The 21190-nt window shown below is 34.0% G+C and carries 24 protein-coding genes; 16 read left to right on the top strand and 8 right to left on the bottom strand.

Annotated features, from left to right (window positions below; genetic code table 11):
• The first annotated feature begins 31 nt into the window (after positions 1-31).
• From xrtF to ACZ098_RS04665, 6 genes are all read left to right on the top strand, one after another.
• Positions 32-595 (top strand): exosortase family protein XrtF, encoded by a 564-nt coding sequence (gene xrtF, locus ACZ098_RS04690; RefSeq protein ID WP_487310583.1) that lies wholly within the window; start codon positions 32-34, stop codon positions 593-595.
• The gene (locus ACZ098_RS04685; protein WP_487310582.1) at positions 564-1010 is read left to right on the top strand and encodes an exosortase F system-associated membrane protein; all 447 of its coding nucleotides are present in this window, start codon (positions 564-566) and stop codon (positions 1008-1010) included. The genes xrtF and ACZ098_RS04685 overlap by 32 nt, the downstream gene beginning before the upstream one ends.
• Before the next feature lie 45 nt (positions 1011-1055).
• Positions 1056-1478: an HYC_CC_PP family protein gene (locus ACZ098_RS04680; protein WP_487310581.1), complete on the top strand. Its 423-nt coding sequence runs from the start codon at positions 1056-1058 to the stop codon at positions 1476-1478.
• 52 nt (positions 1479-1530) lie between these two features.
• Complete coding sequence (locus ACZ098_RS04675; protein ID WP_487310580.1) at positions 1531-3537, top strand: TonB-dependent receptor plug domain-containing protein; 2007 nt, start codon at positions 1531-1533, stop codon at positions 3535-3537.
• 18 nt (positions 3538-3555) lie between these two features.
• Positions 3556-3897 (top strand): heavy-metal-associated domain-containing protein, encoded by a 342-nt coding sequence (locus ACZ098_RS04670; RefSeq protein WP_487310579.1) that lies wholly within the window; start codon positions 3556-3558, stop codon positions 3895-3897.
• 123 nt (positions 3898-4020) lie between these two features.
• Positions 4021-4704, top strand: coding sequence for a DedA family protein (locus ACZ098_RS04665; protein ID WP_487310578.1), 684 nt, complete (start codon positions 4021-4023; stop codon positions 4702-4704).
• A gap of 155 nt (positions 4705-4859) precedes the next feature.
• Here the strand turns inward: ACZ098_RS04665 and ACZ098_RS04660 are convergent, their stop codons facing one another.
• Positions 4860-5741, bottom strand: a complete 882-nt coding sequence (locus ACZ098_RS04660) for a hypothetical protein (RefSeq protein ID WP_487310577.1) — start codon at positions 5739-5741, stop codon at positions 4860-4862.
• 166 nt (positions 5742-5907) lie between these two features.
• Here ACZ098_RS04660 and ACZ098_RS04655 point away from each other — a divergent pair, with 166 nt between their 5' ends.
• The 4 genes from ACZ098_RS04655 to hemL are packed head-to-tail and all read left to right on the top strand — an operon-like array spanning position 5908 to position 11041.
• Entirely contained in the window at positions 5908-7905 is a 1998-nt protein-coding gene (locus tag ACZ098_RS04655; RefSeq protein ID WP_487310576.1) for a T9SS type A sorting domain-containing protein, read from the top strand.
• A gap of 52 nt (positions 7906-7957) precedes the next feature.
• On the top strand, positions 7958-8899 hold the full coding sequence (locus tag ACZ098_RS04650) for a 1-aminocyclopropane-1-carboxylate deaminase/D-cysteine desulfhydrase (protein ID WP_487310575.1): 942 nt from the start codon (positions 7958-7960) through the stop codon (positions 8897-8899).
• Complete coding sequence (locus ACZ098_RS04645; protein WP_487310574.1) at positions 8892-9746, top strand: glucosaminidase domain-containing protein; 855 nt, start codon at positions 8892-8894, stop codon at positions 9744-9746. Before ACZ098_RS04650 ends, ACZ098_RS04645 begins: the two co-directional genes overlap by 8 nt.
• Before the next feature lie 8 nt (positions 9747-9754).
• A complete protein-coding gene (gene hemL, locus ACZ098_RS04640) occupies positions 9755-11041 on the top strand; it encodes a glutamate-1-semialdehyde 2,1-aminomutase (protein WP_487310573.1) in 1287 nt (428 codons plus the stop codon).
• A 55-nt stretch (positions 11042-11096) separates the two neighbouring features.
• Here hemL and ACZ098_RS04635 read toward each other — a convergent pair whose 3' ends face one another.
• Both ACZ098_RS04635 and ACZ098_RS04630 read right to left on the bottom strand, forming a co-directional pair.
• Positions 11097-11423, bottom strand: a complete 327-nt coding sequence (locus tag ACZ098_RS04635) for a hypothetical protein (protein ID WP_487310572.1) — start codon at positions 11421-11423, stop codon at positions 11097-11099.
• 88 nt (positions 11424-11511) lie between these two features.
• Positions 11512-11928, bottom strand: a complete 417-nt coding sequence (locus ACZ098_RS04630) for a DUF4890 domain-containing protein (RefSeq protein WP_487310571.1) — start codon at positions 11926-11928, stop codon at positions 11512-11514.
• A gap of 109 nt (positions 11929-12037) precedes the next feature.
• Between ACZ098_RS04630 and ACZ098_RS04625 the strand changes: the two genes are divergently transcribed.
• From ACZ098_RS04625 to ACZ098_RS04600, 6 genes are all read left to right on the top strand, one after another.
• Positions 12038-12415 (top strand): hypothetical protein, encoded by a 378-nt coding sequence (locus tag ACZ098_RS04625; RefSeq protein ID WP_487310570.1) that lies wholly within the window; start codon positions 12038-12040, stop codon positions 12413-12415.
• Between the two features lie 121 nt (positions 12416-12536).
• Positions 12537-13319, top strand: a complete 783-nt coding sequence (locus ACZ098_RS04620) for an MbnP family protein (RefSeq protein ID WP_487310569.1) — start codon at positions 12537-12539, stop codon at positions 13317-13319.
• Positions 13320-13329: 10 nt separating this feature from the next.
• On the top strand, positions 13330-14376 hold the full coding sequence (locus ACZ098_RS04615; protein WP_487310568.1) for a cytochrome-c peroxidase: 1047 nt from the start codon (positions 13330-13332) through the stop codon (positions 14374-14376).
• A 24-nt stretch (positions 14377-14400) separates the two neighbouring features.
• The gene (locus ACZ098_RS04610; RefSeq protein WP_487310567.1) at positions 14401-15186 is read left to right on the top strand and encodes an MbnP family protein; all 786 of its coding nucleotides are present in this window, start codon (positions 14401-14403) and stop codon (positions 15184-15186) included.
• A complete protein-coding gene (locus tag ACZ098_RS04605) occupies positions 15186-16250 on the top strand; it encodes a cytochrome-c peroxidase (protein ID WP_487310566.1) in 1065 nt (354 codons plus the stop codon). Before ACZ098_RS04610 ends, ACZ098_RS04605 begins: the two co-directional genes overlap by 1 nt.
• A 7-nt stretch (positions 16251-16257) precedes the next feature.
• On the top strand, positions 16258-17223 hold the full coding sequence (locus ACZ098_RS04600) for a transporter (protein WP_487310565.1): 966 nt from the start codon (positions 16258-16260) through the stop codon (positions 17221-17223).
• Between the two features lie 59 nt (positions 17224-17282).
• On the opposite strand, the gene ACZ098_RS04595 is transcribed toward ACZ098_RS04600, so the two are convergent.
• From ACZ098_RS04595 to ACZ098_RS04575, 5 genes are all read right to left on the bottom strand, one after another.
• Positions 17283-17621, bottom strand: coding sequence for a hypothetical protein (locus ACZ098_RS04595; RefSeq protein ID WP_487310564.1), 339 nt, complete (start codon positions 17619-17621; stop codon positions 17283-17285).
• Positions 17622-17956: 335 nt separating this feature from the next.
• Positions 17957-18430 (bottom strand): cyclophilin-like fold protein, encoded by a 474-nt coding sequence (locus tag ACZ098_RS04590; protein ID WP_487310563.1) that lies wholly within the window; start codon positions 18428-18430, stop codon positions 17957-17959.
• A 4-nt stretch (positions 18431-18434) separates the two neighbouring features.
• Positions 18435-19478: an alpha/beta hydrolase gene (locus tag ACZ098_RS04585; protein WP_487310562.1), complete on the bottom strand. Its 1044-nt coding sequence runs from the start codon at positions 19476-19478 to the stop codon at positions 18435-18437.
• Between the two features lie 12 nt (positions 19479-19490).
• Positions 19491-20057: a DapH/DapD/GlmU-related protein gene (locus tag ACZ098_RS04580; RefSeq protein WP_487310561.1), complete on the bottom strand. Its 567-nt coding sequence runs from the start codon at positions 20055-20057 to the stop codon at positions 19491-19493.
• Positions 20058-20154: 97 nt separating this feature from the next.
• Entirely contained in the window at positions 20155-20982 is an 828-nt protein-coding gene (locus ACZ098_RS04575; RefSeq protein ID WP_487310560.1) for a helix-turn-helix domain-containing protein, read from the bottom strand.
• Between the last annotated feature and the right edge of the window lie 208 nt (positions 20983-21190).

Raw genomic sequence — 21190 nt, 5'->3', positions numbered from 1 at the left:
AGTTTTATATAAATTTGTTAAAAATTTTAGTTTGAAAAAATACTTATTAGAATACAAGCCGTTTTTACTTTTTCTAGGTAAGTTCTTTATTGCCTATCTAGTACTGACTTTTGCCTATCAAAGTTATTTATCGGAATTTGACGAAAAGAAATTTGAAGTTGATGGCATTACTGAATCAGTTGCTAAACAGTCAAGTTATATATTGACGTGGTTTAATGCTGATTCCTATACTAGGCCTAACTTGAAAGAGTCTTGTGTTAATTTATATTATAATAATTTATGGGTTGCCCGCATTGTTGAAGGTTGTAACGCTGTAAGTGTAATCATTTTATTTATAAGTTTTGTAGTAGCATTTACCGGAAAATTTAAGCAAACAGTGCTTTTTGTTCTAATTGGATCACTGATTATTCATGTTTCAAATATTCTTAGAATTGTACTGTTAAGTATTTCAATATATCATTATCCTAAATATAAAGAAGTATTGCACGGCGTGATTTTTCCACTTTTTATTTACGGAATTGTCTTTTTATTATGGATTGTCTGGGTTAATAAATATTCTTTTTATGCTAAAAGTACTACTAAAAAACAAAGTTAGAGTTGTTGTTGTAACCGTTTTGGTTTTGTTGCTAATCTTGATTAGAGCATTCGAAGATAGCTTGTTTTACGATCCTTTGTTGGATTTCTTTAAAGGTGAATTTAGCAATAACAAGCTTCCAGAAATGAATCAGATAATGCTGTTTTTAAGTTTGGGGTTTCGATATTATCTTAATTCGATGCTTTCTCTAGCCATAATCTATGTGATTTTTAAAGATTTCAAAATAGTAAAATTCTCGACTCTATTGTTTATTATTTTAGGTTCAGTTCTTTTAATAAGTTTTGTGTTTACGTTGCATTTTTTTGGTGAAGAAAATAAGATGGCACTTTTTTACATTCGTCGATTTATTATTCAACCGCTGTTTTTATTGGTTTTTATTCCTGCCTTTTATTATCAAAAGAAAATTATTAAATAACAACATTTTATGAAATCATAAATTCTTTTCTAATATCTTTGCCTCATGCAAGTTAAAAAGCAAATATGTTTGTTAATCGCCTTTTTCCTGTTGGTTTCCAATTCGGGATTGGCTTTCAATGTGCATTATTGCGAAGGTAAGATTGCATCGATTTCTTCTGTTTTTTCTGATGAAGAAATTTGTGTGATGCCAGTTGAACCAGTTGAAAAATCATGCTGTGCCAAACCACAACAAACGCATAAAAAATGTTGTTCTGACAAAGAAGTTAATCTTAAAAGTAAGGCAGAGAAAATAACTATAAAAAGTATTTCTTTCGATTTAGATTCACTATTTTATATTCCACAAGTAAGTGCTTCTTTTGCTTCTTATAGTGCTCCATTACATCATCCACAAAATTTAGTTTTTTATTGTGATGCCAATGCGCCACCTTTATATCAACTTTATTGCCAACTAACTTTTTACGCCTGATTTTATTTTTAAATTTTAATCTTCAAAATTTTAAAAATCAAATCAACGTACAATGAAAAAAACTATAGTATTCCTATGGTTGGTTTTCTCCATAGGTGCTTTTTCTCAAGAGAAATTAGAAGAAGTAAAAGTAGAAACCAAGAAAAAAGGATTACAAAAATCACTCACTAAAACAACAAATACTACAGTTGTTTCTAGCAAAGAATTGCTCAAAGCGGCTTGCTGTAATTTGGCCGAAAGTTTCGAAACCAATCCGTCTATCGACGTTAATTTCTCTGATGCCTTAACGGGAACCAAACAAATAAAAATGTTGGGTTTAACTAGCCCGTATTTAATGATTACCGAAGAAAACATTCCATCTGTTCGTGGTGCATCACAAGCCTACGGATTGTCTTTTACTCCGGGAACTTGGGTTGAAAGTATCCAAATTACAAAAGGTGCAGGAAGTGTAGTTAACGGCTATGAAAGTATTTCGGGTCAAATTAATACCGAGTTAATCAAACCCATGAAAGACATTCCGTTTTTCTTAAATGCATACGGTTCGACCGATTCTAGATTCGAATTAAACACACATTTCAACAAAAAAATTTCCGATAAATGGGCAACAAGTTTATACGTTCATGGCAATACTAGGGTTTCTAAAAACGACATGAACGACGACGGATTTCTTGATAATCCATTAGGCAAACAGCTAAATTTAGTAAACCGCTGGCAGTATACAAATCCTGAAACAGGCTGGGTTTCTTTCATCAATTTCAGATACATGAATGATGAAAAACAAACAGGCGAAATTGATTTTGATAAAAACAGAGATAAAGGAACTACCAATTTTTGGGGTTCAGAAATCAACACCGAGCGCTTTGATTTTGCTTCCAAAATTGGCTATGTTTTCAAAGACATGCCTTACCAAAGTATCGGATTTCAAAATGCGTTTAGTAACCACAACCAACAATCGTATTTTGGTTTGAATTCCTATAATATAAAGCAACAGAGTTATTATTCTAATGTAATTTTCAATTCGATTATCGATAATACTAAGAATAAGTTTGCTACAGGATTGAATTTTACCTACGATAAATACTCCGAATTTGTAAACACATTTGATGTGAGTAGAATTGATAATTCGGTTGGTGCTTTTTTTGAATATACTTACGATAATAACGATAAATTTAGTTTAATTCTTGGTGGACGATTGGATTACCACAACAGATTAGGTGCATTTGTAACGCCAAGATTGCATGCCAGATACAATCCATGGGAAAAAGGAGTGTTGCGTTTTTCAGCTGGAAGAGGAAAACGTGCTGCCAATATTTTTGCCGAAAATCAACAGCTTTTTGCTAGTTTAAGAGGTTTCAATGTATTGGATGCCAACGGAAAGATTTATGGCTTAAATCCAGAAATAGCATGGAATTATGGAATGAGTTTCACTCAAAATTTTAAATTATTTGGAAAATCTGCCGACGCAACTGTAGATTTCTACAGAACCGATTTTCAAAACCAAGCTGTCGTAGACGTGATGCAAAGTCCGCAACAGGTTTTGTTTTATGATTTAAAAGGAAACTCTTTTGCCAACAGCGTACAATTGGATTTTAATATTGAACTAATCAAACATTTCAATTTACGGACAGCCTATAAATATTACGACATTGGAACCGATTATTTGTCGGGAAATTTTCAGCGTCCGTTACAGGCAAAACACCGCTTGTTTGGAAATTTAGAATACGAAACACACATCAAGGAGAAAGGCAAACAATGGAAGTTTGATTATACAGTAAACTGGCTCGGTAAACAACAATTGCCTACAACAGCAACCAACCCAGAAGCCGATCGATTGCCAAATTTTTCACCGTCATTTGCAGTTATGAATGCGCAGATTACCCGAACGTTTTCAAGTACTTTCGAAATGTATCTTGGAGGTGAAAATATTGGGAACTACCGTCAGAATAAAGCGGTTTTGGGCTCAGACAATCCGTTTGGTCCAAATTTTGATACATCTATTGTTTATGCTCCAGTTTTTGGGCAAATGTATTATGCCGGATTGCGATTTAAAATAAAATAATAATTTGAAACACATAAAATGAAAAATATAATAATTGGTTTGATGGTGCTTTTAGTATCATTTACCGTACAAGCACAAGAGAAAAAAAATAAAAACGCAAAATACAATATTGAAGTAAACGGCAATTGTGATCAATGTAAAAAGCGTATTGAGAAAGCGGCTTATTCGGTGGCTGGAGTCAAAAGTGCCGATTGGCATATCGACGATCATACGTTGCATTTAATTTTAAATGAAGAAAAAACATCTGCTTTAGATGTAAAAAAAGCAATTGCAAAAGTAGGTCACGACACCGACGAAGTTAAAGCAACCGATGAGGTGTATAAAAACCTGCACAGCTGTTGTTTGTACGAAAGAAAATAAAGCGAGAAACTCTTTAAGAAGTAATTTTTAAAGAGTTTTTTATTTTATAACATATTTTTGTCATCAAAATCGATAAATAAATGTTATTTTCACGCACTTAAATTAAACCCTAATACATACTTTATGTCTGATTTCGACTGGAAACAACTTTTTAATCCAGAATTTTATATACTTCTTGAATTCGCTGGTGTTAAGATTGGATTGTACGTAGTACTTTTTATAATATTTGCCGAGACGGGCTTGTTGGCTGGTTTCTTTCTTCCTGGTGATAGTTTGCTTTTTCTATGCGGAATATACAGCCAATCACTAATGACAGAATTCAATTTAGGAAATGATTTTTTAAATGTTACATTATTGTCTGCTTTCGTAACCATTATGGGAATTGTAGGCAACATGCTCGGGTATTGGGTTGGAGTAAAAAGCGGTAGCTATTTGTTTAAAAAAGAAGATACATTTTTCTTCAAGAAGAAATATTTGTACCAATCCAAAGAATTCTTTGATAAATACGGAACCAAAGCGATTGTTTTTGCTAGGTTTTTACCAGTTTTAAGAACGTTTGCGCCTGTTATTGCTGGTATTGTAGAAATGGATAAAAAGAAGTTTATGTTTTACAACGTCGTAGGTTCTATACTATGGTCGTTTACGTTGATTTTCGCAGGACATTACTTGTATGAATTGTTTTTAAACCAATTCAATATCGATCTAAAACATTACATTGAATTCATCATCATCGGAATTGTAGTGTTTACTACATTCCCAGTAATCATGAAGTTTTTACGCAAGCCGAAGATTAGACCAAACGAATAAGTCTTGATTTTGGATATAAAAAAACTCTCAACATTTGTTGAGAGTTTTTTTTTGTTTGTAACTATTTTGATTTTTGAGTTCGAGTAAAAATTATAATTTGTTGTTACTATTATTTTTTTTTTAATTTAAATTCAAAAGGTATTAATTGTAAGTTATTAATCAAAAATGGTTAAATTTCTATGAGAAAAATCAGGACTACCTGCTACTTGATTTCTAGCATTTCCTGGTGTTATCCCATCTCTAAGCCATTGTATTTTTAGGGTTGTAGGAGTTCCTGCGGTTACTGTTACAGGATACATTACAAATTGTGCATTCCATGCTGTTGCGGTACCAACTATATCATCATGATCTGTTCCTAATGATACTGTGCCTGCTAAATTAGTTCCAGCGGTAACATTTACAATCCTAAATTCTACATAACTTCCTCTAGATGATGTTTGCATATCTCCTGAAGCACTAAAATTAAGGTAGACAACATTGTGCTTAGGAGTAAAAGTAATTGACATGTCTGCCATGTCCTGAAAAGCATTAGTTGTTGCGTTGGTGTTCGAGTTACCAGTTACTGATTGGATGTTTTTTCCATACGGATTGTCTGTACTACCAATAACTATCCATCTTAATTGTGTGGAATTGTACGAGAGGGTAACTGTCGAAAATTGACCAGATAGATTCAAGTTTGTTGCGCCAGGACAATATATTCTATTTGCGGCAGTACTTGAAGCATCGTGAATTATACTGAAATTTTGTGCTGTAGTGTTTTCAATTGTAACAATTTGTCCATTAGAATTAGTTGCTGGAACAATGCCTGACAGATTAAAATTTGCTGTTGGTCCCGTAATTCTATAAAATGAATTAGGAGTGGCTCCAAGTGAAACATTGTTGTTGTTTCCATTATTTAAATTTAAAGCTACACCGTCTCTTAATGAAATAGCTCCATTTACATCAAGAGTGGTTTTAGGATCAACATTTCCAATCCCAACTTGAGCAAATGATAAGGAAGTTAACAATAATAATAGGGAATAAGTAATCTTTTTCATAATTTGGTTAAATTTCTGAAATAAAAGTACATAGTGCGATATAGTTAGAAAAATAAACTCGTTGAATAGAATAAAAATCCGATAAAGTATGCATTTTATCGATTATTCTGTTTTTCTGTTGGTTTTCAATAGTTTAATTTGTTATTTTGTTATAAATTCCCAAATTATGAAAAAAATTATACTCTCTTTAATCGCGGTATTATCTGCTCAACTAAGCGTTGCACAGTTATTTGTAAAAGATGGAAGTACTGTTTTTGTCAAGAGTACAGTGCTTTATACACAAGATAATATCAATTTGGAAGGAACTACGGCTAGCGTTACTGCTGGAACTGAAGGAAAGATATTATTAAGAAACGAAGCGCAACTGGTTCAAGGAAAAACAGGATCTTCTACAAATGCAGGATTGGGAAAAATTTCTATATTTCAAGAAGGTACTTCCAATCAATTCGGTTATAATTACTGGTGTTCGCCAGTAGGTTTTCCAGATGCTACTGTTGGAAATACTGGTTTTGGTGTCGATATGCTAGCAGTTCCTACATCACCATCAGCAAGTACAGCAGCCGTAATATTGCCAATGAACAACTACAATGGTGTTTCAGGCGCAGGAACGTTATCTATTGCACCGTATTGGATTAACAGATATCCTAACGGAACAACCTATACTTCTTGGATCAATTCGGGTTCAGCAACAGCTCATCCTATTCCTACAGGTTTAGGTTTTTCAATGAAAGGTACTTCAGGTAGTGATACTACAACAGCAGGCGAGGTGGCACAGAATAATCCTTACGTTCCAAGCACAACAATACCACCATTTCCTGGAGTTCCAAGCGGACAGCGTTACGATTTTAGAGGACGTCCTAATGATGGTGATATTTCTATTAGCGTGAGTAACGTTGGTGCTACAACGGTACCATTGGTGACTAACAATACCCTAACCGGTAATCCTTACCCGTCTGCAATAAACTTAAATTTGTTTTTACTTGAAAATAGTGGTTATGTCATTAATTATCCGTCAGGAACTGTTGCAAATCCTGGTTTGCCTTCTGGTGGTGTTATAAATGGTACAGCTTATTTTTGGGAGCATGAAAAACCTGCAACTTCACACAACCTTACGCAATATTTAGGAGGTTACGGTAGTTATGTGCCAAATGGATTGACAGCTGCAAGTGTCGGTACTTATAATGTGGCAACTTGGAAAACCTACAACGGTGATGGGTCGGTTAACAACCCAGCAGCTGGATTAGGTTCTGTGTATTCAAGAATGTTTAGTCCTGTAGGGCAAGGTTTTATGGTGCAAGGAACTGCGGTTGGTAATGCTGTAATGAGAAACCGTTATAGAGTTTACAGAACGGAATCTGTTGCTAACGAATCTACATTTAATAAAAATAGCGCTACTCAGACTGTAAATACAGTTTCAGAAAATTGGGATGAAATTCCAAATGCTGCGGGTATTGACTATACGCAATTCTCAAGAGGTGAAGTGCCACAAATTAAATTGCACACTACATTTAATGAAACGTTTACCAAAGAAATTACCTTGGCTTTTAATCCAAATACAACTGACGGATATGATTTGTCGATGGATGCCTTACAAGTAGGTGGCGCACTAGGTAAAGACATCTTTTTTCCTTTAAATAATACTCCTTATGTAATATCAACATTACCTTTTGATATTACTAAAAGAATTCCTGTTACATTAAAAGCAGACGCACAAGACTTGCTAAAAGTTAAAGTTGGAGCACTAATTAATTTTACTGGTTCTAATGAGGTTTTTTTATATGATGGAGCAACCGGATTGTATCATGATATTTTAAACAATACTTTCGAGATTACACTTCCTGCAGGAACTTATGCTAATCGCTTTGAAGTTACATTTCAAAATTCGTTATTATCAACTCCAACAATTACCAAGAACGACTTTATTGTAGTACAGAATAACAACAACCAGCTACTTTCAATCTCCAATCCTAATGTGTTAGATGTTAAGTCAGTTGTAGTTTACGATATTTCTGGAAAAATGATCATGAACAAATCTGGTTTGGGAGCTAAAAGTGTTTATGAATTCCCAACAGGATCTTTAAGTGATGGTGTGTATGTGGTGAAATTACAGACTACAAATAATCAAACGTTATCTCAAAAAATTATTGTAGGTAACTCAAAATAATACTTATAAACAGTAGTTAAAAAGGTACGCTAGTCGTGCCTTTTTTTATGAAATGTTGTTAGAGAATGTTACCTTTGATAAAAATTCATTTTTGCAAGTTATCACCGAGGAAATACAGTTAGAGAATACTAATGTGCGTTTGTTTATCAAACGTGAAGACCTTATTCATCCATTGGTATCGGGAAATAAATTTAGAAAGTTAAAATATAATTTGATTGAAGCACGCAAGCGCAACAAAAATACTATACTAACTTTTGGTGGTGCTTTTTCCAATCATATTGCTGCTACAGCATATGCAGGAAAAGAAAATAACTTTAAGACAATTGGAATTATTAGAGGTGAAGAGTTAGGTTCAAAGATTGATGAAAATCCTACGCTGAAGTTTGCTCAAGAATGTGGTATGCAATTGGAATTCATTTCAAGAGAACAATACAGAGTAAAAGATACCAGTTTTTTTTTAGAGGAGTTGACACAAAAATACGGCGATTTCTACCTAATTCCTGAAGGTGGTACAAATGAATTAGCAGTAAAAGGTTGTGTTGAAGTTATCGGTGAAAAAGAATTAGAGTACGATTATGTAGCTGTAGCGGTTGGAACTGGTGGTACGATTTCAGGATTGATAAACGGTGCAGCACTGGATCAAAAAATTCTAGGATTTCCTGCTTTAAAAGGTGATTTTTTGCAAAAAGATATTTGTAAATTTGTCAAAAATAAAAATTGGGAATTAATTTTGGATTACCATTTTGGTGGATATGCTAAAGTTTCTATAGAGTTAATAGAATTTATTAATAAATTCTATGCGCAATATAAAATTCCTCTCGATCCAATTTATACTGGAAAGATGGTTTTTGGCGTTATCGATTTAATAAATAAGAATTATTTTCCAGATAATGCTAAAATACTACTCATTCACACTGGAGGAATCCAAGGTGTTGCAGGTATGAATCTAAAATTAAAGAACAAAAAAATACCAATTATCAAAATCAATGATTAAGAAAATAGTACTTTGCTTTACTATCCTACTACTTGTAGCGTGCGGAAGTTCGAAACCTGTCATTACAACATCAAAACCAGTTGCAAGAGTGGTTAAAAAACCAGTGAACAAGCCAGTTGTAAAAACAGAAAGCAACACCAAACAAACCGATGCTACTCAAAAAACAGAAATATTAGAAGCAACTACTCGTGTGAAGGTAACAACCGAACTGGTCTTAAATTACATTGATACCTATAAAGATATTGCCAAACAAGATATGGTAGCCTACGGAATTCCAGCTAGTATAACATTAGGGCAAGGAATTCTCGAATCGGGTGCAGGAACAGGTCCATTAAGCGAACAAGCAAACAATCATTTCGGAATCAAATGCCATTTAGAATGGAACGGTCCGAGCGTAAAATACGACGACGATACCGAACAAGAATGTTTTAGAAAATATACAAATCCTGAAGAATCCTATCGTGATCATTCCATGTTTTTGACCAGCAGAACTAGGTATTCTAGTTTGTTTAAACTTGCTAAAAACGATTATAAATCTTGGGCAAAAGGCTTGAAAGCTGCAGGTTATGCTACCGACCCAAATTATCCAGCAAAATTAATCAGTCTCATTGAAAGATATAATTTACAAAAGTACGACGCTGAGGTTTTGGGTACTGCCTATGTGGAAACGAAAGGCAATGGCGTTAATAATAGTGCTACTAGTGGTACTAAAACCCATCAAGTGGTGAAAGGAGATACGCTGTATTCGCTTTCAAAAAAATACAACATTTCAATTGAAGAATTAAAGAAAATAAATAACATTTCTGATACCGGTATTTCAATTGGTCAGAACTTAATTTTAAACTAAAAAGAATCATGCTATATCAAAGAAGTAGTCAGCTTTTTGCTGAAGCAGAAAAAGTAATTCCAGGAGGTGTCAATTCGCCAGTAAGGGCTTTCAAAGCTGTTGGTGGTACTCCAATATTTGTAAAAAGTGCCAAAGGTGCCTATTTAATCGATGAGGATGGAAATCAATTAATCGACTATATAAATTCATGGGGACCAATGATTCTTGGGCACGCATACCAACCTGTAATTGATGCCATAACCGAAAGAGCTAAAAAAGGAACTTCGTTTGGTATGCCTACCGAATTAGAAACCAAGATTGCTGCTCTTGCAGTTTCTATGGTTCCAAATATCGATAAAATCCGATTTGTAAATTCTGGAACCGAGGCTTGTATGAGCGCAATTAGATTGGCTAGAGGATTTACTAATAGAGACAAAATAATAAAGTTTGCTGGTTGCTACCACGGACACTCTGATTCTTTTCTAATTCAGGCCGGAAGCGGTGCGATTACTTTTGGTGCGCCAAATAGTCCTGGTGTGACGGAAGGCACTGCTAAAGATACTTTATTGGCTACTTATAACGATTTAGAAAATGTAAAAGCTTTGTTTGAAGCCAATCAAGGTCAAATTGCAGCTTTAATAGTTGAGCCTGTAGCTGGAAATATGGGTTGTATCCCTCCAAAAAGTGGTTTTTTAGAAGGTTTAAGGTCACTTTGTTCAGAGCACGGTACATTGTTAATTTTCGATGAAGTAATGACAGGATTTCGTCTTGCTAAAGGTGGTGTGCAAGAATTATACAACATCAAAGCTGATATAGTTTGCTTCGGAAAAGTTATAGGTGGCGGTTTGCCAGTTGGCGCATTTGCAGCTCGGAACGAAATAATGAATTACCTGGCACCACTTGGTCCAGTATATCAAGCAGGAACACTATCTGGAAATCCGTTGGCGATGGAAGCTGGTTTAACTATGCTAACAGCTTTGAATAATGATGCAGCGGTTTTTAAAAGACTTGCCGAAAAAACAGAGTACCTTGAAAACGGAATTCATAAAGTGTTAAGCGCTAATAATGTAACGTTTACTATTAATAGAGTTGGGTCAATGATATCAGTGCATTTTGATGAAAATCCTGTAGTTGATTTTGCAACAGCAAAAAATGGCGATAACGAAACATTCAAAAAATTCTTTCATGGCCTGCTTAAAGAAGGTGTCTATATTGCACCATCAGCATATGAATCTTGGTTCATTACCGATGCGTTAACCTACGAAGATCTTGACTTTACAATTAATGCAATTGATAAAGTTTCTAAAGAATTTTAATCACAAAAAAAGTCCCGAAATTTTCGGGACTTTTTTTTATTTAAGATAAAAATAATTACTTAATTAATCTTTCAAAAAGCTGTGGCTTAGATTCTAATGTAGCCATTTGTTTTTCATTCAATGTAGCTCTTATTTTAGCTTCCATCGTTTGAGTAAGAATTTGCTTTCTTTCATCAGATAAGTTTTCTACTTCCTTATATTGATATTTCATTTCAAATAAATTGTAAAAATCTTGAGTTTGAGTAGCGTTTAAACCAACTAAATCAGCTAATTCAGTAGCGTCTGCTTTTGCAGCATCTTGTGGTTTTACTTTTTTATCTTGAGCACTTGCTGTTATCGAAAACGCACATATTAAAGTAAGAATAAGTAATAATTTTTTCATTTTCTTCAGTTGTTATTAAAGTTTAATAGAACTCAAAAATAGAAAAAATAACTTAATACTCAAAAAAAATAGGCATTATCTTTTACTTTTAACGTTTTTTCTTTCTGTCTTTCATTCTCTCAATCACTTTTTCTTTCTTATCTGCTCGTCCAGCTTCCCACTTAGTATATTGCTCTGCTGTAAGAATTTTTTTCATTTCTGCTTTTGTAGCATTTTGCTCTTCTAGCATTTTAGCTTTCATTTCAGCTCTATTTTTTTCTTTTTGAGCATCCATTTCTGCTTTTTTCGCTTCTCTTTTTGCAACTTGTTTTGAAACTAATGCTTTTACTTCGGCAGTTTGTTTTTCATTCAAATTTAAGTCAGTTTTCAAATGCTCAACTTGTTTTTCTACTTTTTGTTCAGCTGTTAGTTTTTCTCTTTCTGGTCGTGGTTTTCTTCCGGGTTTCTCTTGAGCAAATGTTGTGATTCCAATTAACATTAGGGCTACTAAAAATACTTTTTTCATTTTATATGTTTTTAAAAATTGTTACATTCATAAGACTTTAACACGTGTAAATGGTTTAATTGTTTAACAAAAGTTTGGCGAATCTATTTTTGTCGAGTACCTTTGCAACGTGAAAAAAGCAATTGTCATACTAGCACTTTTTATTCTTACCAAACCATTTTTTCCATTGGTAGAATACGTTGTTAATTATGATTATATTGCAAAAGAGCTCTGTGTCAATAAAGAACAGCCAGTTTTAGCCTGTAACGGAAAATGTTACCTTATGAGTGAGTTGGCCAAAGCTACTGATACCGATGCTCAAAAACCGCTTTCGGATAAAAAAATCGAGGTAAAACAAATTGAAGTATTGTATTGTCAAGAAATTGAATACCCTAGTTTCAATAAAGTAGTTAGTGTTTTTCGACCAAAAATCACAACGCACTACACTGATTTATATCAGTATTTAAATACCTCTTCAGAATTTCATCCACCCGCAATTATTGCTTAAAGTACTATTTTATTATTGTTTCAATTTTTTGAAATGATAGGCCATTTATGTGCCAACTTGTTTGAAAAAAATCTTTTTCAAGCACAATTTTTATATACTTTAAATAAATAATTATAAAATAATGAAATTTCAATTAAAAAAAATAGTAGCTGTTCTAGCTATAACTATTGTATTCACGTCATGTTCAAGTGATGACGATACCTCGCAATCAAATGGTAATCTTGTAGTAGAATTTGACAACATATATAACGGAGCCAATTTAGCGTTCAACACAGAGTATACCAACTCAAATGGTGAAAAAATCAAAGTCTCAACTGCAAAATACATCATTAGTAATATTGTTTTAACTAAAAGTGATGGTACAACTTTCGTTTACCCAAAAAATGACAGCTATTTTATTGTAGATGAATCTAATCCAGAAAGTACTGAACTTTTATTGAGTAACATACCGGTAGGAGATTATAAAGCAATAAAGTTCGGAATTGGAGTGGACCAAGCAAAATGGGAGCAAGGTGTTGATGCTCAAGCTAATTTTTGGGCCGAAGCACAAGCAGCTGAAATGGAATGGGGATGGACCGCAGGCTACAAATATGTAAATTTTGAAGGTACTTTTACTACACCATCAAATACAACTGCAGCGCAATTTCAGGCACACACTGGTCGTGCTGCGGATAACTATAATTATACTGAGGTTACGCTTTCATTTGAAGAAGGAGGAAACGCTTTGGTAAGAGGAACTAACTTACCTCAAGTTCATATTATGGCCGATTTGTCTCATATTTTAGACGGAACTAATAAAATCAATTTATCTGAAGGTGCTTCGATTCATGGTGGTGTAAAAATGTCACTTATGACGCAAAATCTAAGTAACATGTTCGCAGTAGATCACGTACACAATGACTAAAATTTCAAAAATGAAAAACATATTCAAATTGTTTTTTTTCAGTTTTGTCATAGGTTTTCTGTTCATTTCATGTAACAATAGTGATGATCAATACCAAGAAATTCCGGTTGCATTTGTAAAACCTTCCAATTTTCCTGATGTCATGTACAACCTTGATGGTTATCCGCTTACAGAAGCAGGAATAGCTTTAGGAAAAGAGCTTTTTTACGAAGGACGTTTATCGAGTGATGGAATAATTTCTTGTGGATTTTGTCACATTCAAAAAGATGCTTTTACACATCATGGACATACCTTTAGTCATGGTGTTGGTGAAAGTATTGGAACTAGAAATGCGCCTGCAGTTCAAAATATGGCATTCCAAAATAATTTTATGTGGGATGGTGCAACAGATGATTTAAATGCACTATCGCTCATTCCAATTAGCAGTCCAATCGAAATGAATGGAAGTTTGAATTCAATAGTTCAAATGCTAAATAGCGATGCCAAGTATCGAAAAATGTTTGAACGTGCTTTCCCAAACAAACCCATAGATACCGAACACCTGCTTAAAGCATTAGGTCAATTTATGGTTACTATGGTTTCGGCCAATTCTAAATTTGATAAATTCAGACGAAATGAAAGCGGTGGAACTTTAACCAATGAGGAACTTGATGGATATCAATTGTTCAATCAAAAATGTGCTTCATGTCATGCAACCGATTTGTTTACCGATAATTCTTTTAGAAATAACGGATTGCAACCCAATCCAGCAATAAACGATAAAGGTAGGTTTAATGTAACCAATTCTGAAACGGATAAGTACAAGTTTAAAGTGCCTAGTTTAAGAAATATTGCTAAAACCAAGCCGTACATGCACGACGGTAGATTGTTTACACTAGAAGCCGTTTTAGACCATTATGACGCTCAAGTAGTAGATATGCCAACATTAGATCCTATACTAAAACAAGGAACTACAACAGGAATTCCGCTTACGGAACAAGAAAAAACAAAAATTATTGCCTTTTTAAAAACATTAACAGACGAGGATTTTTTAAATAATCCAAAATTTTCAGAATAATAACAAAATTAAATTTAACATAAAATGAAAACAATCAAAAACATAGCTCTACTAATTTTATCTTCAACTGTATTTTTCTCATGCTCGAATGATGATGATACAACTTCTAATAATTTAGTTTCTAATAATGCTTCAATTACTTTTGATGCGAGAGTTGGTGCTTCAGATTTTGCTTTGGATACTCCTTTCACAATCAATGATGCAACCTATCAATTTGATAATTTGAGATATTGGGTTAGTAATATTGAGTTGGTAAACGACAACAACGAAACTACACCTCTAAACAATAGTTATTTTCTTTTAGAGGAGACTAAAGCAGTTGCAGTTCAAGAAGGTGATTTTACCTATCCTGCAAAAAAGAGAGAAACAATTAATGTTGCTGGTTTGCCAACAGGAACCTACACTAAGATTCGCTTTTCAGTTGGTGTTGATGCTTTATATAATGATAATTTAAGTCTTCAAGCTGGCGAACTTTCACAACTTAACGGGATGACTAACATTTCGTGGATGTGGCATACAAGTTATATTTTCTCTTCATTAGTTGGTAAAAATACAGCAAACAATCAAGCTATTGTTGTTGAAACGGGTTTGAATGCTAATTACAGAACAGTTGAAATTACATTGGCAACACCATTCGAAGTAAAAGCAAATCAGGCAAATGCACTCAGTTTGAATGTTGATGTTGCTAAAATTATTGATGGTATTGATTTAGTTGCAACACCAACGGTTTCTGCTTCAACACCAACGGTAATGTCTTCTGTAGCTAATAATTTTAGAGATAAAGTTTTTACTCAAAAAACTGTTGAGTAATGAAAAATAACCAGTACAAAATTTTTATTACAGGACTAGTAGTCGCACTGACTTTTGTTCAAATAAGTTGTTCTGGTACAGATGATTATCAGGAACTACAACCTTCAGTACGTGTTCCTGATAATTTCCCTCCTTTTGTTGATAGTCAGACTAATCCACTGTCTAGAGACGGAATTGCACTAGGCAAAAAGTTGTTTTTTGACACCACCTTGTCAGGAAATAATACGGTTTCTTGTGCAAGTTGCCATTTGCCGCAGAAAGGTTTTACAGATGGTTTAGCCTTTTCTAATTTAGGAATATCGGGCAACACTTTGCATAGAAATTCTCCAACATTGGTAAATTTAGCTTGGGCAAATAATGGACTTTTTTGGGATGGTGGTTCTACTAATCTAGAATCTCAAGCTTTTGCACCATTGGCACATCCCGACGAAATGTTTCAAAACTTGAATCAATTAGTTCAAGAATTAAAATCGAATCCCACGTACGTTTCGATGTTTGAAAAAGCGTTTAAACAAGAAGTGACTCAATCGGGTATTGTTAAAGCTTTGGCTCAATTTCAAAGAACTTTAATTTCATCCAATTCCAAATACGATAAATTCATCAGAAACGAATCGGATGGAACAATGACCGAAGAGGAACTTGATGGATTAGATTTGGCTGAACAATTTTGTTTTTCATGTCATAAATCGCCTTTGTTTACGGATAATTTGTACCACAATAATGGTTTGGATAGTGATTTTTCTGACACTTCATTTGAAGGAATGTTGCAAGGTAGATTTCGAGTTACCAATAATTCATCTGATTTGGGTAAATTTAAAACACCTACATTGAGAAATGTAGAAGTTACGGCGCCCTATATGCACGACGGACGCTTTTCAACTCTGAATGATGTTTTAAACCATTATTCCAATGGCGTTGTAAATTCGCCTTCATTAGACGCAAGTCTAAACAATTCGGGAGCACTTGGGATTCCATTAACGAGTTCTGAAAAAGCTAAAATCATTGCGTTCTTAAAAACATTAACCGATAATCAGTTCTTAAACGATACTCGATTTTCTGAATAAATAATAAATGAAAAAATACATTTTACTTTTTACAATTGCTTTTCAGTTGGCAAATGCTACTGTAAAAGATTCTGTGCCTAAATTTAGTTTCAAAGAACAGTACACTTTTTTTGATGAGGCATCTTTTTTTGACGATTGCGACGCCTGTGGTTGCTCGGCAAGTGGCGGCAGTATGGGTTTTGCCTCGATGCTAAATTCAGACTTTATAGGAATTCGGTATTTTAATCAACGATACCGAAGCACTGATGGATTGTACACCAACTCACCTTGGTATACTGAAGATTTCAACACGATTCAGATTTGGTCACGAATTCCAGTATCCAAAAAAATACAAATTTCGGCTTTAATTCCGTATCATTTTCACAATCGCGATACCCAATCAGGAAGTCAAAGCATAAATGGTATGGGCGACCTTACGGTTTTGGCAATGTACAAGTTGTATGAAACTAAAAAAGACAGTACGATTTTAACGCATTCGCTACAAGTTGGCGGCGGAATTAAAGCGCCAACGGGTAAATTCGATCAAGCCAACGCAGGTTTAGTTAATCCGAGTTTTCAAGTTGGAACCGGTAGTTGGGATTATCTTTTAGCAACTGAATACATCATCAAGAGAAAGAATTTAGGTCTAAATGCACAAGTAAACTACACGATTAAAACCGAAAATCAAAAAGACTACCGTTTTGGAAACCAACTCAACTATGCTGGAACATTGTTCTATTTGCATAAAATAAAGAAAGTGTCCTTGGCACCGCAATTGGGTTTCGCCGGCGAAGTATATGACAGTAATTACCAATACAATCAAAGAGTGCGAAAATCTTCAGGAGATATTATATTTAGTAAGTTGGGCTTTGAAATAGGTAAAGACAAATTCTCTTTTGGTGCTAATGCGATGTTGCCTATCAATCAAAATTTGGCTAGTGAAAGAGTAGAGGCGAAATACCGATTGAGTCTTAATTTGAACTATACTTTGTAATAAAAAATGCCCCAAATAGTGTATAACTTTTTGGGGCATGTTCAAATTGAGTTCCTTTTTTATTTTCCTGAGTATTCTGTCAGTTTTTTATATAATTCTGGTTTAGCTTTTAGTGCTTCCAATTGTTTTGGTGTAAGAGCCGATAAAAATTTAGCTGCAATACGCTCAAAAATTACTTTTTTTTCTTCAGTAGTATTCGCATTTGCGATAGCTTCATCACGCATATTCATCAAAGTAACGTAATCTTTTTTTAGATTTTCATCTAAAGATACTGTTTGTGAAATTTCTTGCAAATCACTAGTCTTAGTAGCACTGATAGCTTGCGCTGTTTTATTTTCTTGACTCATTCCAATCGAACAAAAAGTAAGAAAAAGGAATATAACTACTATTTTTTTCATAAAAAATCCAATTATTGAGTTGCTAAAATACTTATTTTTTTAAATCAATTCGAAAATTTAACTAAAATGTTTTATTTTCTATATAGTTAATGATGATAATAATACGATGAACCAATCATTTAATCAATGTAGTTTTAGGTATTTCGTTGGTTGTAGCGGTTTATTAATTTGTCACTTATGGCCAATTTTCTTTAAATATCCAATCGAAATACCTTTATTAATTTCAAGATTTTGATGATTTATTTCTTCATCTTTTTCAGATGAGTTTACGTATTCAGATTGAATTTGTACAAAAAATAATAGCTCCTGACCTGCAAATTTGATGGTTCAAAGTATTAATTTGCGTTTTCCAATTCAAAAGTAACAGTAACAGTTCCAGAACCTAAGGCTGCTGCTAATCCTTTGGTGTCATTGATAGTTCCCAGTTTTGTGTAGCGATACGGAGTTGAAAAAGATTGATAAAAAAGCACCAACGTTTTAGAACCATACAACATCAAATCGCCACATTGTATAGTTTCAACTTTTGAAGAATTCATAGGAAAACTGTTTGTGAATTCATAGTATTTTTCGTTTCCATTTAGTTCAATCATCGGTATTGTAATTGGTAATAGTTCCTTCAACGCTTTTGCTGCTGCTTGGTCTGAAAGTGTGGCTGTGAATATTTGAGAATTTACCGTTATTTTGATTTTTTCTTGCTCCATGGAACTTCTATTTTCTGGGTTAGTGTTGCCGTCAACTTTATAGTAAGTAAATGCTGTACTTGTGATAGCCAAGAGTACTGCAATTAAAATAATGTACAAAGGTTTCACTTAATTATAAATTTTTGGTAAAAAAGTCTTCTAATTTACTAAAAGGGATGATGTCTATTTGGTCATAAAAATCGGTGTGAACAGCGTTAGGAATGACAATTAATTCTTTAGGCTCAGAAGCCATTTTGAAAGCATCTTCGCTAAAATATCTGGAATGTGCTTTTTCGCCAGCAATTACCAATAAAGGTCTAGGTGATATTTCTTTGATGTAGCTTAGAATAGGCATGTTCATAAACGATAAAGCGTTGGTGGTTGTCCAAGAACCAGTAGAATTTACCGAGCGCGCATGATAGCCTCGTGCTGTGCGGTAATAATCAAAATACTCTTTTACAAATTGGGGTTCGTTGCCTTTTAAATCGCCATTCAGTTTGTCACCATATGAAAATTTTCCTACTTCAGCATCTTTCCAGCGTTGTTCGCTCAATTGTGCTAAGATTTGCGTACGTTGCTCTAATGTGGTTGCGTCGTTATAACCCTTCGATAGCACTCTAGTCATATCATACATTGTTGATGCGGCAACTGCTTTGATGCGCTTGTCTACAGCCGCTGCGTTCAACGCAAAGCCACCAAAGCCACAAATTCCGATAATTCCAATTTTAGAACGATCAACATTTTTGTGTAAACCTAAAAAATCAACAGCAGCACTAAAATCTTCGGTATTGATATCGGGTGAAGCTACATTTCTTGGTTCGCCATTACTTTCACCTGTGTAAGAGGGATCAAATGCCACAACAGCAAAACCACGTGCTGCCATTTCATTGGCATACAATCCTGAGGATTGTTCTTTAACAGCTCCAAATGGTCCGCTAATAACCAAAGCTGCTAATTTTTTAGTTCCTGTGTTTTTTGGAAGATACAAATCGCCAGAAAGGGTAATGCCATAACGATTTTTAAAGGTTACTTTTTGACGTGTTACTTTATCGCTGAGTTTAAAAGTGTAATTTTCTGTAGTATTCCTTTTTTCTATATTTTTTTTATCGGCATTTTGAGTGCAGGATTGCACCAAAAACAATAGCGTTGTAACTAATAAAATCGATCGTCTTTTCATGTTTATTGTATTTTAAATTTTTTTAATGATTTTTGCCGGTATTCCTCCAACAATGGTATTGTCAGGAACATCTTTGGAAACCACCGAGCCTGCTGCTACAATTGCGTTTTCTCCAACAGTTACGCCTTGTAAAATGGTAGCATTTGCGCCTATCCAAGCATTTTTTTTGAGGTGAATTTGTCCAACCGTCAAGGAGTGTCTGTTTTCTTTTGAAATAGGGTGTCCTTCGGATAGCAAACTCACTTTTGGCGCTATTTGCACATTGTCGTCGATGATAATTCCGCCTAAATCCAGAAATACACAATCGAAGTTGATGAATACATTTTTGCCTATTTTGGTATGTTTTCCATAGTTAATGTGTAGCGGTGTAAATATGGTAACACTGTCGTCAATTTCATGTGCTGTAATTTCACTTAAAAAGTGCCGAATTTCATTTGGATTGGAGGAGTTATTCATCGAAAGCAGTAACTTTTTAGTGGTAAAAGCGGCTTCTCTCATTTTGTAGGCTTCTGGATCGTTTTGCACTATAGTTGCACCCGCTTTTAATCTGTCAAATATATTTTTTGTTACTTCTTCCATCGATTTTACTTTTTTTATTAATGAAACAAAATTAAAAAGAAAGCCTCGCAGTGGGATTACTGCGAGGCTCAAATTGCTTTTCTCTAAAGCTCAATTTTTAAATTTCGGTAGGCGAAAATCCGTAGTGATTTTTGAATGTTGTTGAAAAATGAGAGGCGTTTTTAAAACCAACTTCGACATACACATCTTGTACTTTTTTATTTTCCTCTTTCAGTTTAATGTATGCCATTTCTAAGCGTTTTTTTATCAACCATTTTTGTGGTGTGATGTTGCTTATTTTTTTAAAATCTCTTTTAAAAGTGGCCAAACTTCTACCTGTAAATGAAGCGATCTGTTCCATTGAAAGCGACTCCATGTAATTGTGGTTTAAAAATTCTAAGAGGTCGATTTTCCAAGGTTCTGCAAAGTCAAACAGTATCGGATAGAGTAGTTCATTACTATCTAATAAAGCAAAAATTCCTTCTAGTAATTTTAATTTAACAACGCCATCATTGGGTTTAACGTTACTCTCAAAGTAAGGAGTAAGTGATTGAAACAGACTTTCTATTGCTGGACTTGACTCCAATTTAAAAACGGTTTGGTCCGAAATTTTAACCTGCTTTGGGATTTCGGATTTGTTCATTTTACTGAAAAAATCGCGTAAAACTGAACGTTGAAATGTCAACGAAATTCCTTTGTACAAATCGTCACCCTTACTGTTTTTGTACATTTTCAAACGGTGATCGCGACGGATAAATGCACATTCTCCAGCTTGTAATTTTATTTTTTTATTTCGGTCTTCTATTACTTGTTCACCAGAATACAAGTAGACCAGAACGTGTTCGGGCGTTGCGTGAATACACTTTTCGCTATAATCAGCAAAGCAGGAGAGAAATAGGCCTGAATAGCTTATAGTTTTTAGTTTATTGTCTTCTGGTACTTCCATAATTGCAGCTACTTTTCAACATACAAAATTAGACTTTTTATTCATGAAATATTTTGCTTTAAGGCTCAATTTGTCTTTCTGTAAGGCTCAATATTGTAATTAGCAGTTGATAGTCTTACTTACAGTAATTGTAAGTAGATTATCAATATGTTTTGGTATAAACAAAAAAATCCGTTTGAATTAAAAACGGATTTTAAATTATATAATT

Source organism: Flavobacterium sp. SP2 (assembly GCF_057626655.1).
Note: the sequence above shows the minus strand (reverse complement) of the source record. Positions and strands in the feature narration are given on the sequence as shown.

Bases quoted from the DNA above. Each gene is read 5' to 3' on its own strand.
- ACZ098_RS04685 (WP_487310582.1), top strand. From the start codon at position 564: ATGCTAAAAGTACTACTAAAAAACAAAGTTAGAGTTGTTGTTGTAACC.
- ACZ098_RS04680 (WP_487310581.1), top strand. From the start codon at position 1,056: ATGCAAGTTAAAAAGCAAATATGTTTGTTAATCGCCTTTTTCCTGTTG.
- ACZ098_RS04675 (WP_487310580.1), top strand. From the start codon at position 1,531: ATGAAAAAAACTATAGTATTCCTATGGTTGGTTTTCTCCATAGGTGCT.
- ACZ098_RS04670 (WP_487310579.1), top strand. From the start codon at position 3,556: ATGAAAAATATAATAATTGGTTTGATGGTGCTTTTAGTATCATTTACC.
- ACZ098_RS04665 (WP_487310578.1), top strand. From the start codon at position 4,021: ATGTCTGATTTCGACTGGAAACAACTTTTTAATCCAGAATTTTATATA.
- ACZ098_RS04660 (WP_487310577.1), bottom strand. From the start codon at position 5,741: ATGAAAAAGATTACTTATTCCCTATTATTATTGTTAACTTCCTTATCA.
- ACZ098_RS04655 (WP_487310576.1), top strand. From the start codon at position 5,908: ATGAAAAAAATTATACTCTCTTTAATCGCGGTATTATCTGCTCAACTA.
- ACZ098_RS04650 (WP_487310575.1), top strand. From the start codon at position 7,958: ATGTTGTTAGAGAATGTTACCTTTGATAAAAATTCATTTTTGCAAGTT.
- ACZ098_RS04645 (WP_487310574.1), top strand. From the start codon at position 8,892: ATGATTAAGAAAATAGTACTTTGCTTTACTATCCTACTACTTGTAGCG.
- hemL (WP_487310573.1), top strand. From the start codon at position 9,755: ATGCTATATCAAAGAAGTAGTCAGCTTTTTGCTGAAGCAGAAAAAGTA.
- ACZ098_RS04635 (WP_487310572.1), bottom strand. From the start codon at position 11,423: ATGAAAAAATTATTACTTATTCTTACTTTAATATGTGCGTTTTCGATA.
- ACZ098_RS04630 (WP_487310571.1), bottom strand. From the start codon at position 11,928: ATGAAAAAAGTATTTTTAGTAGCCCTAATGTTAATTGGAATCACAACA.
- ACZ098_RS04620 (WP_487310569.1), top strand. From the start codon at position 12,537: ATGAAATTTCAATTAAAAAAAATAGTAGCTGTTCTAGCTATAACTATT.
- ACZ098_RS04615 (WP_487310568.1), top strand. From the start codon at position 13,330: ATGAAAAACATATTCAAATTGTTTTTTTTCAGTTTTGTCATAGGTTTT.
- ACZ098_RS04610 (WP_487310567.1), top strand. From the start codon at position 14,401: ATGAAAACAATCAAAAACATAGCTCTACTAATTTTATCTTCAACTGTA.
- ACZ098_RS04605 (WP_487310566.1), top strand. From the start codon at position 15,186: ATGAAAAATAACCAGTACAAAATTTTTATTACAGGACTAGTAGTCGCA.
- ACZ098_RS04600 (WP_487310565.1), top strand. From the start codon at position 16,258: ATGAAAAAATACATTTTACTTTTTACAATTGCTTTTCAGTTGGCAAAT.
- ACZ098_RS04595 (WP_487310564.1), bottom strand. From the start codon at position 17,621: ATGAAAAAAATAGTAGTTATATTCCTTTTTCTTACTTTTTGTTCGATT.
- ACZ098_RS04585 (WP_487310562.1), bottom strand. From the start codon at position 19,478: ATGAAAAGACGATCGATTTTATTAGTTACAACGCTATTGTTTTTGGTG.
- ACZ098_RS04580 (WP_487310561.1), bottom strand. From the start codon at position 20,057: ATGGAAGAAGTAACAAAAAATATATTTGACAGATTAAAAGCGGGTGCA.
- ACZ098_RS04575 (WP_487310560.1), bottom strand. From the start codon at position 20,982: ATGGAAGTACCAGAAGACAATAAACTAAAAACTATAAGCTATTCAGGC.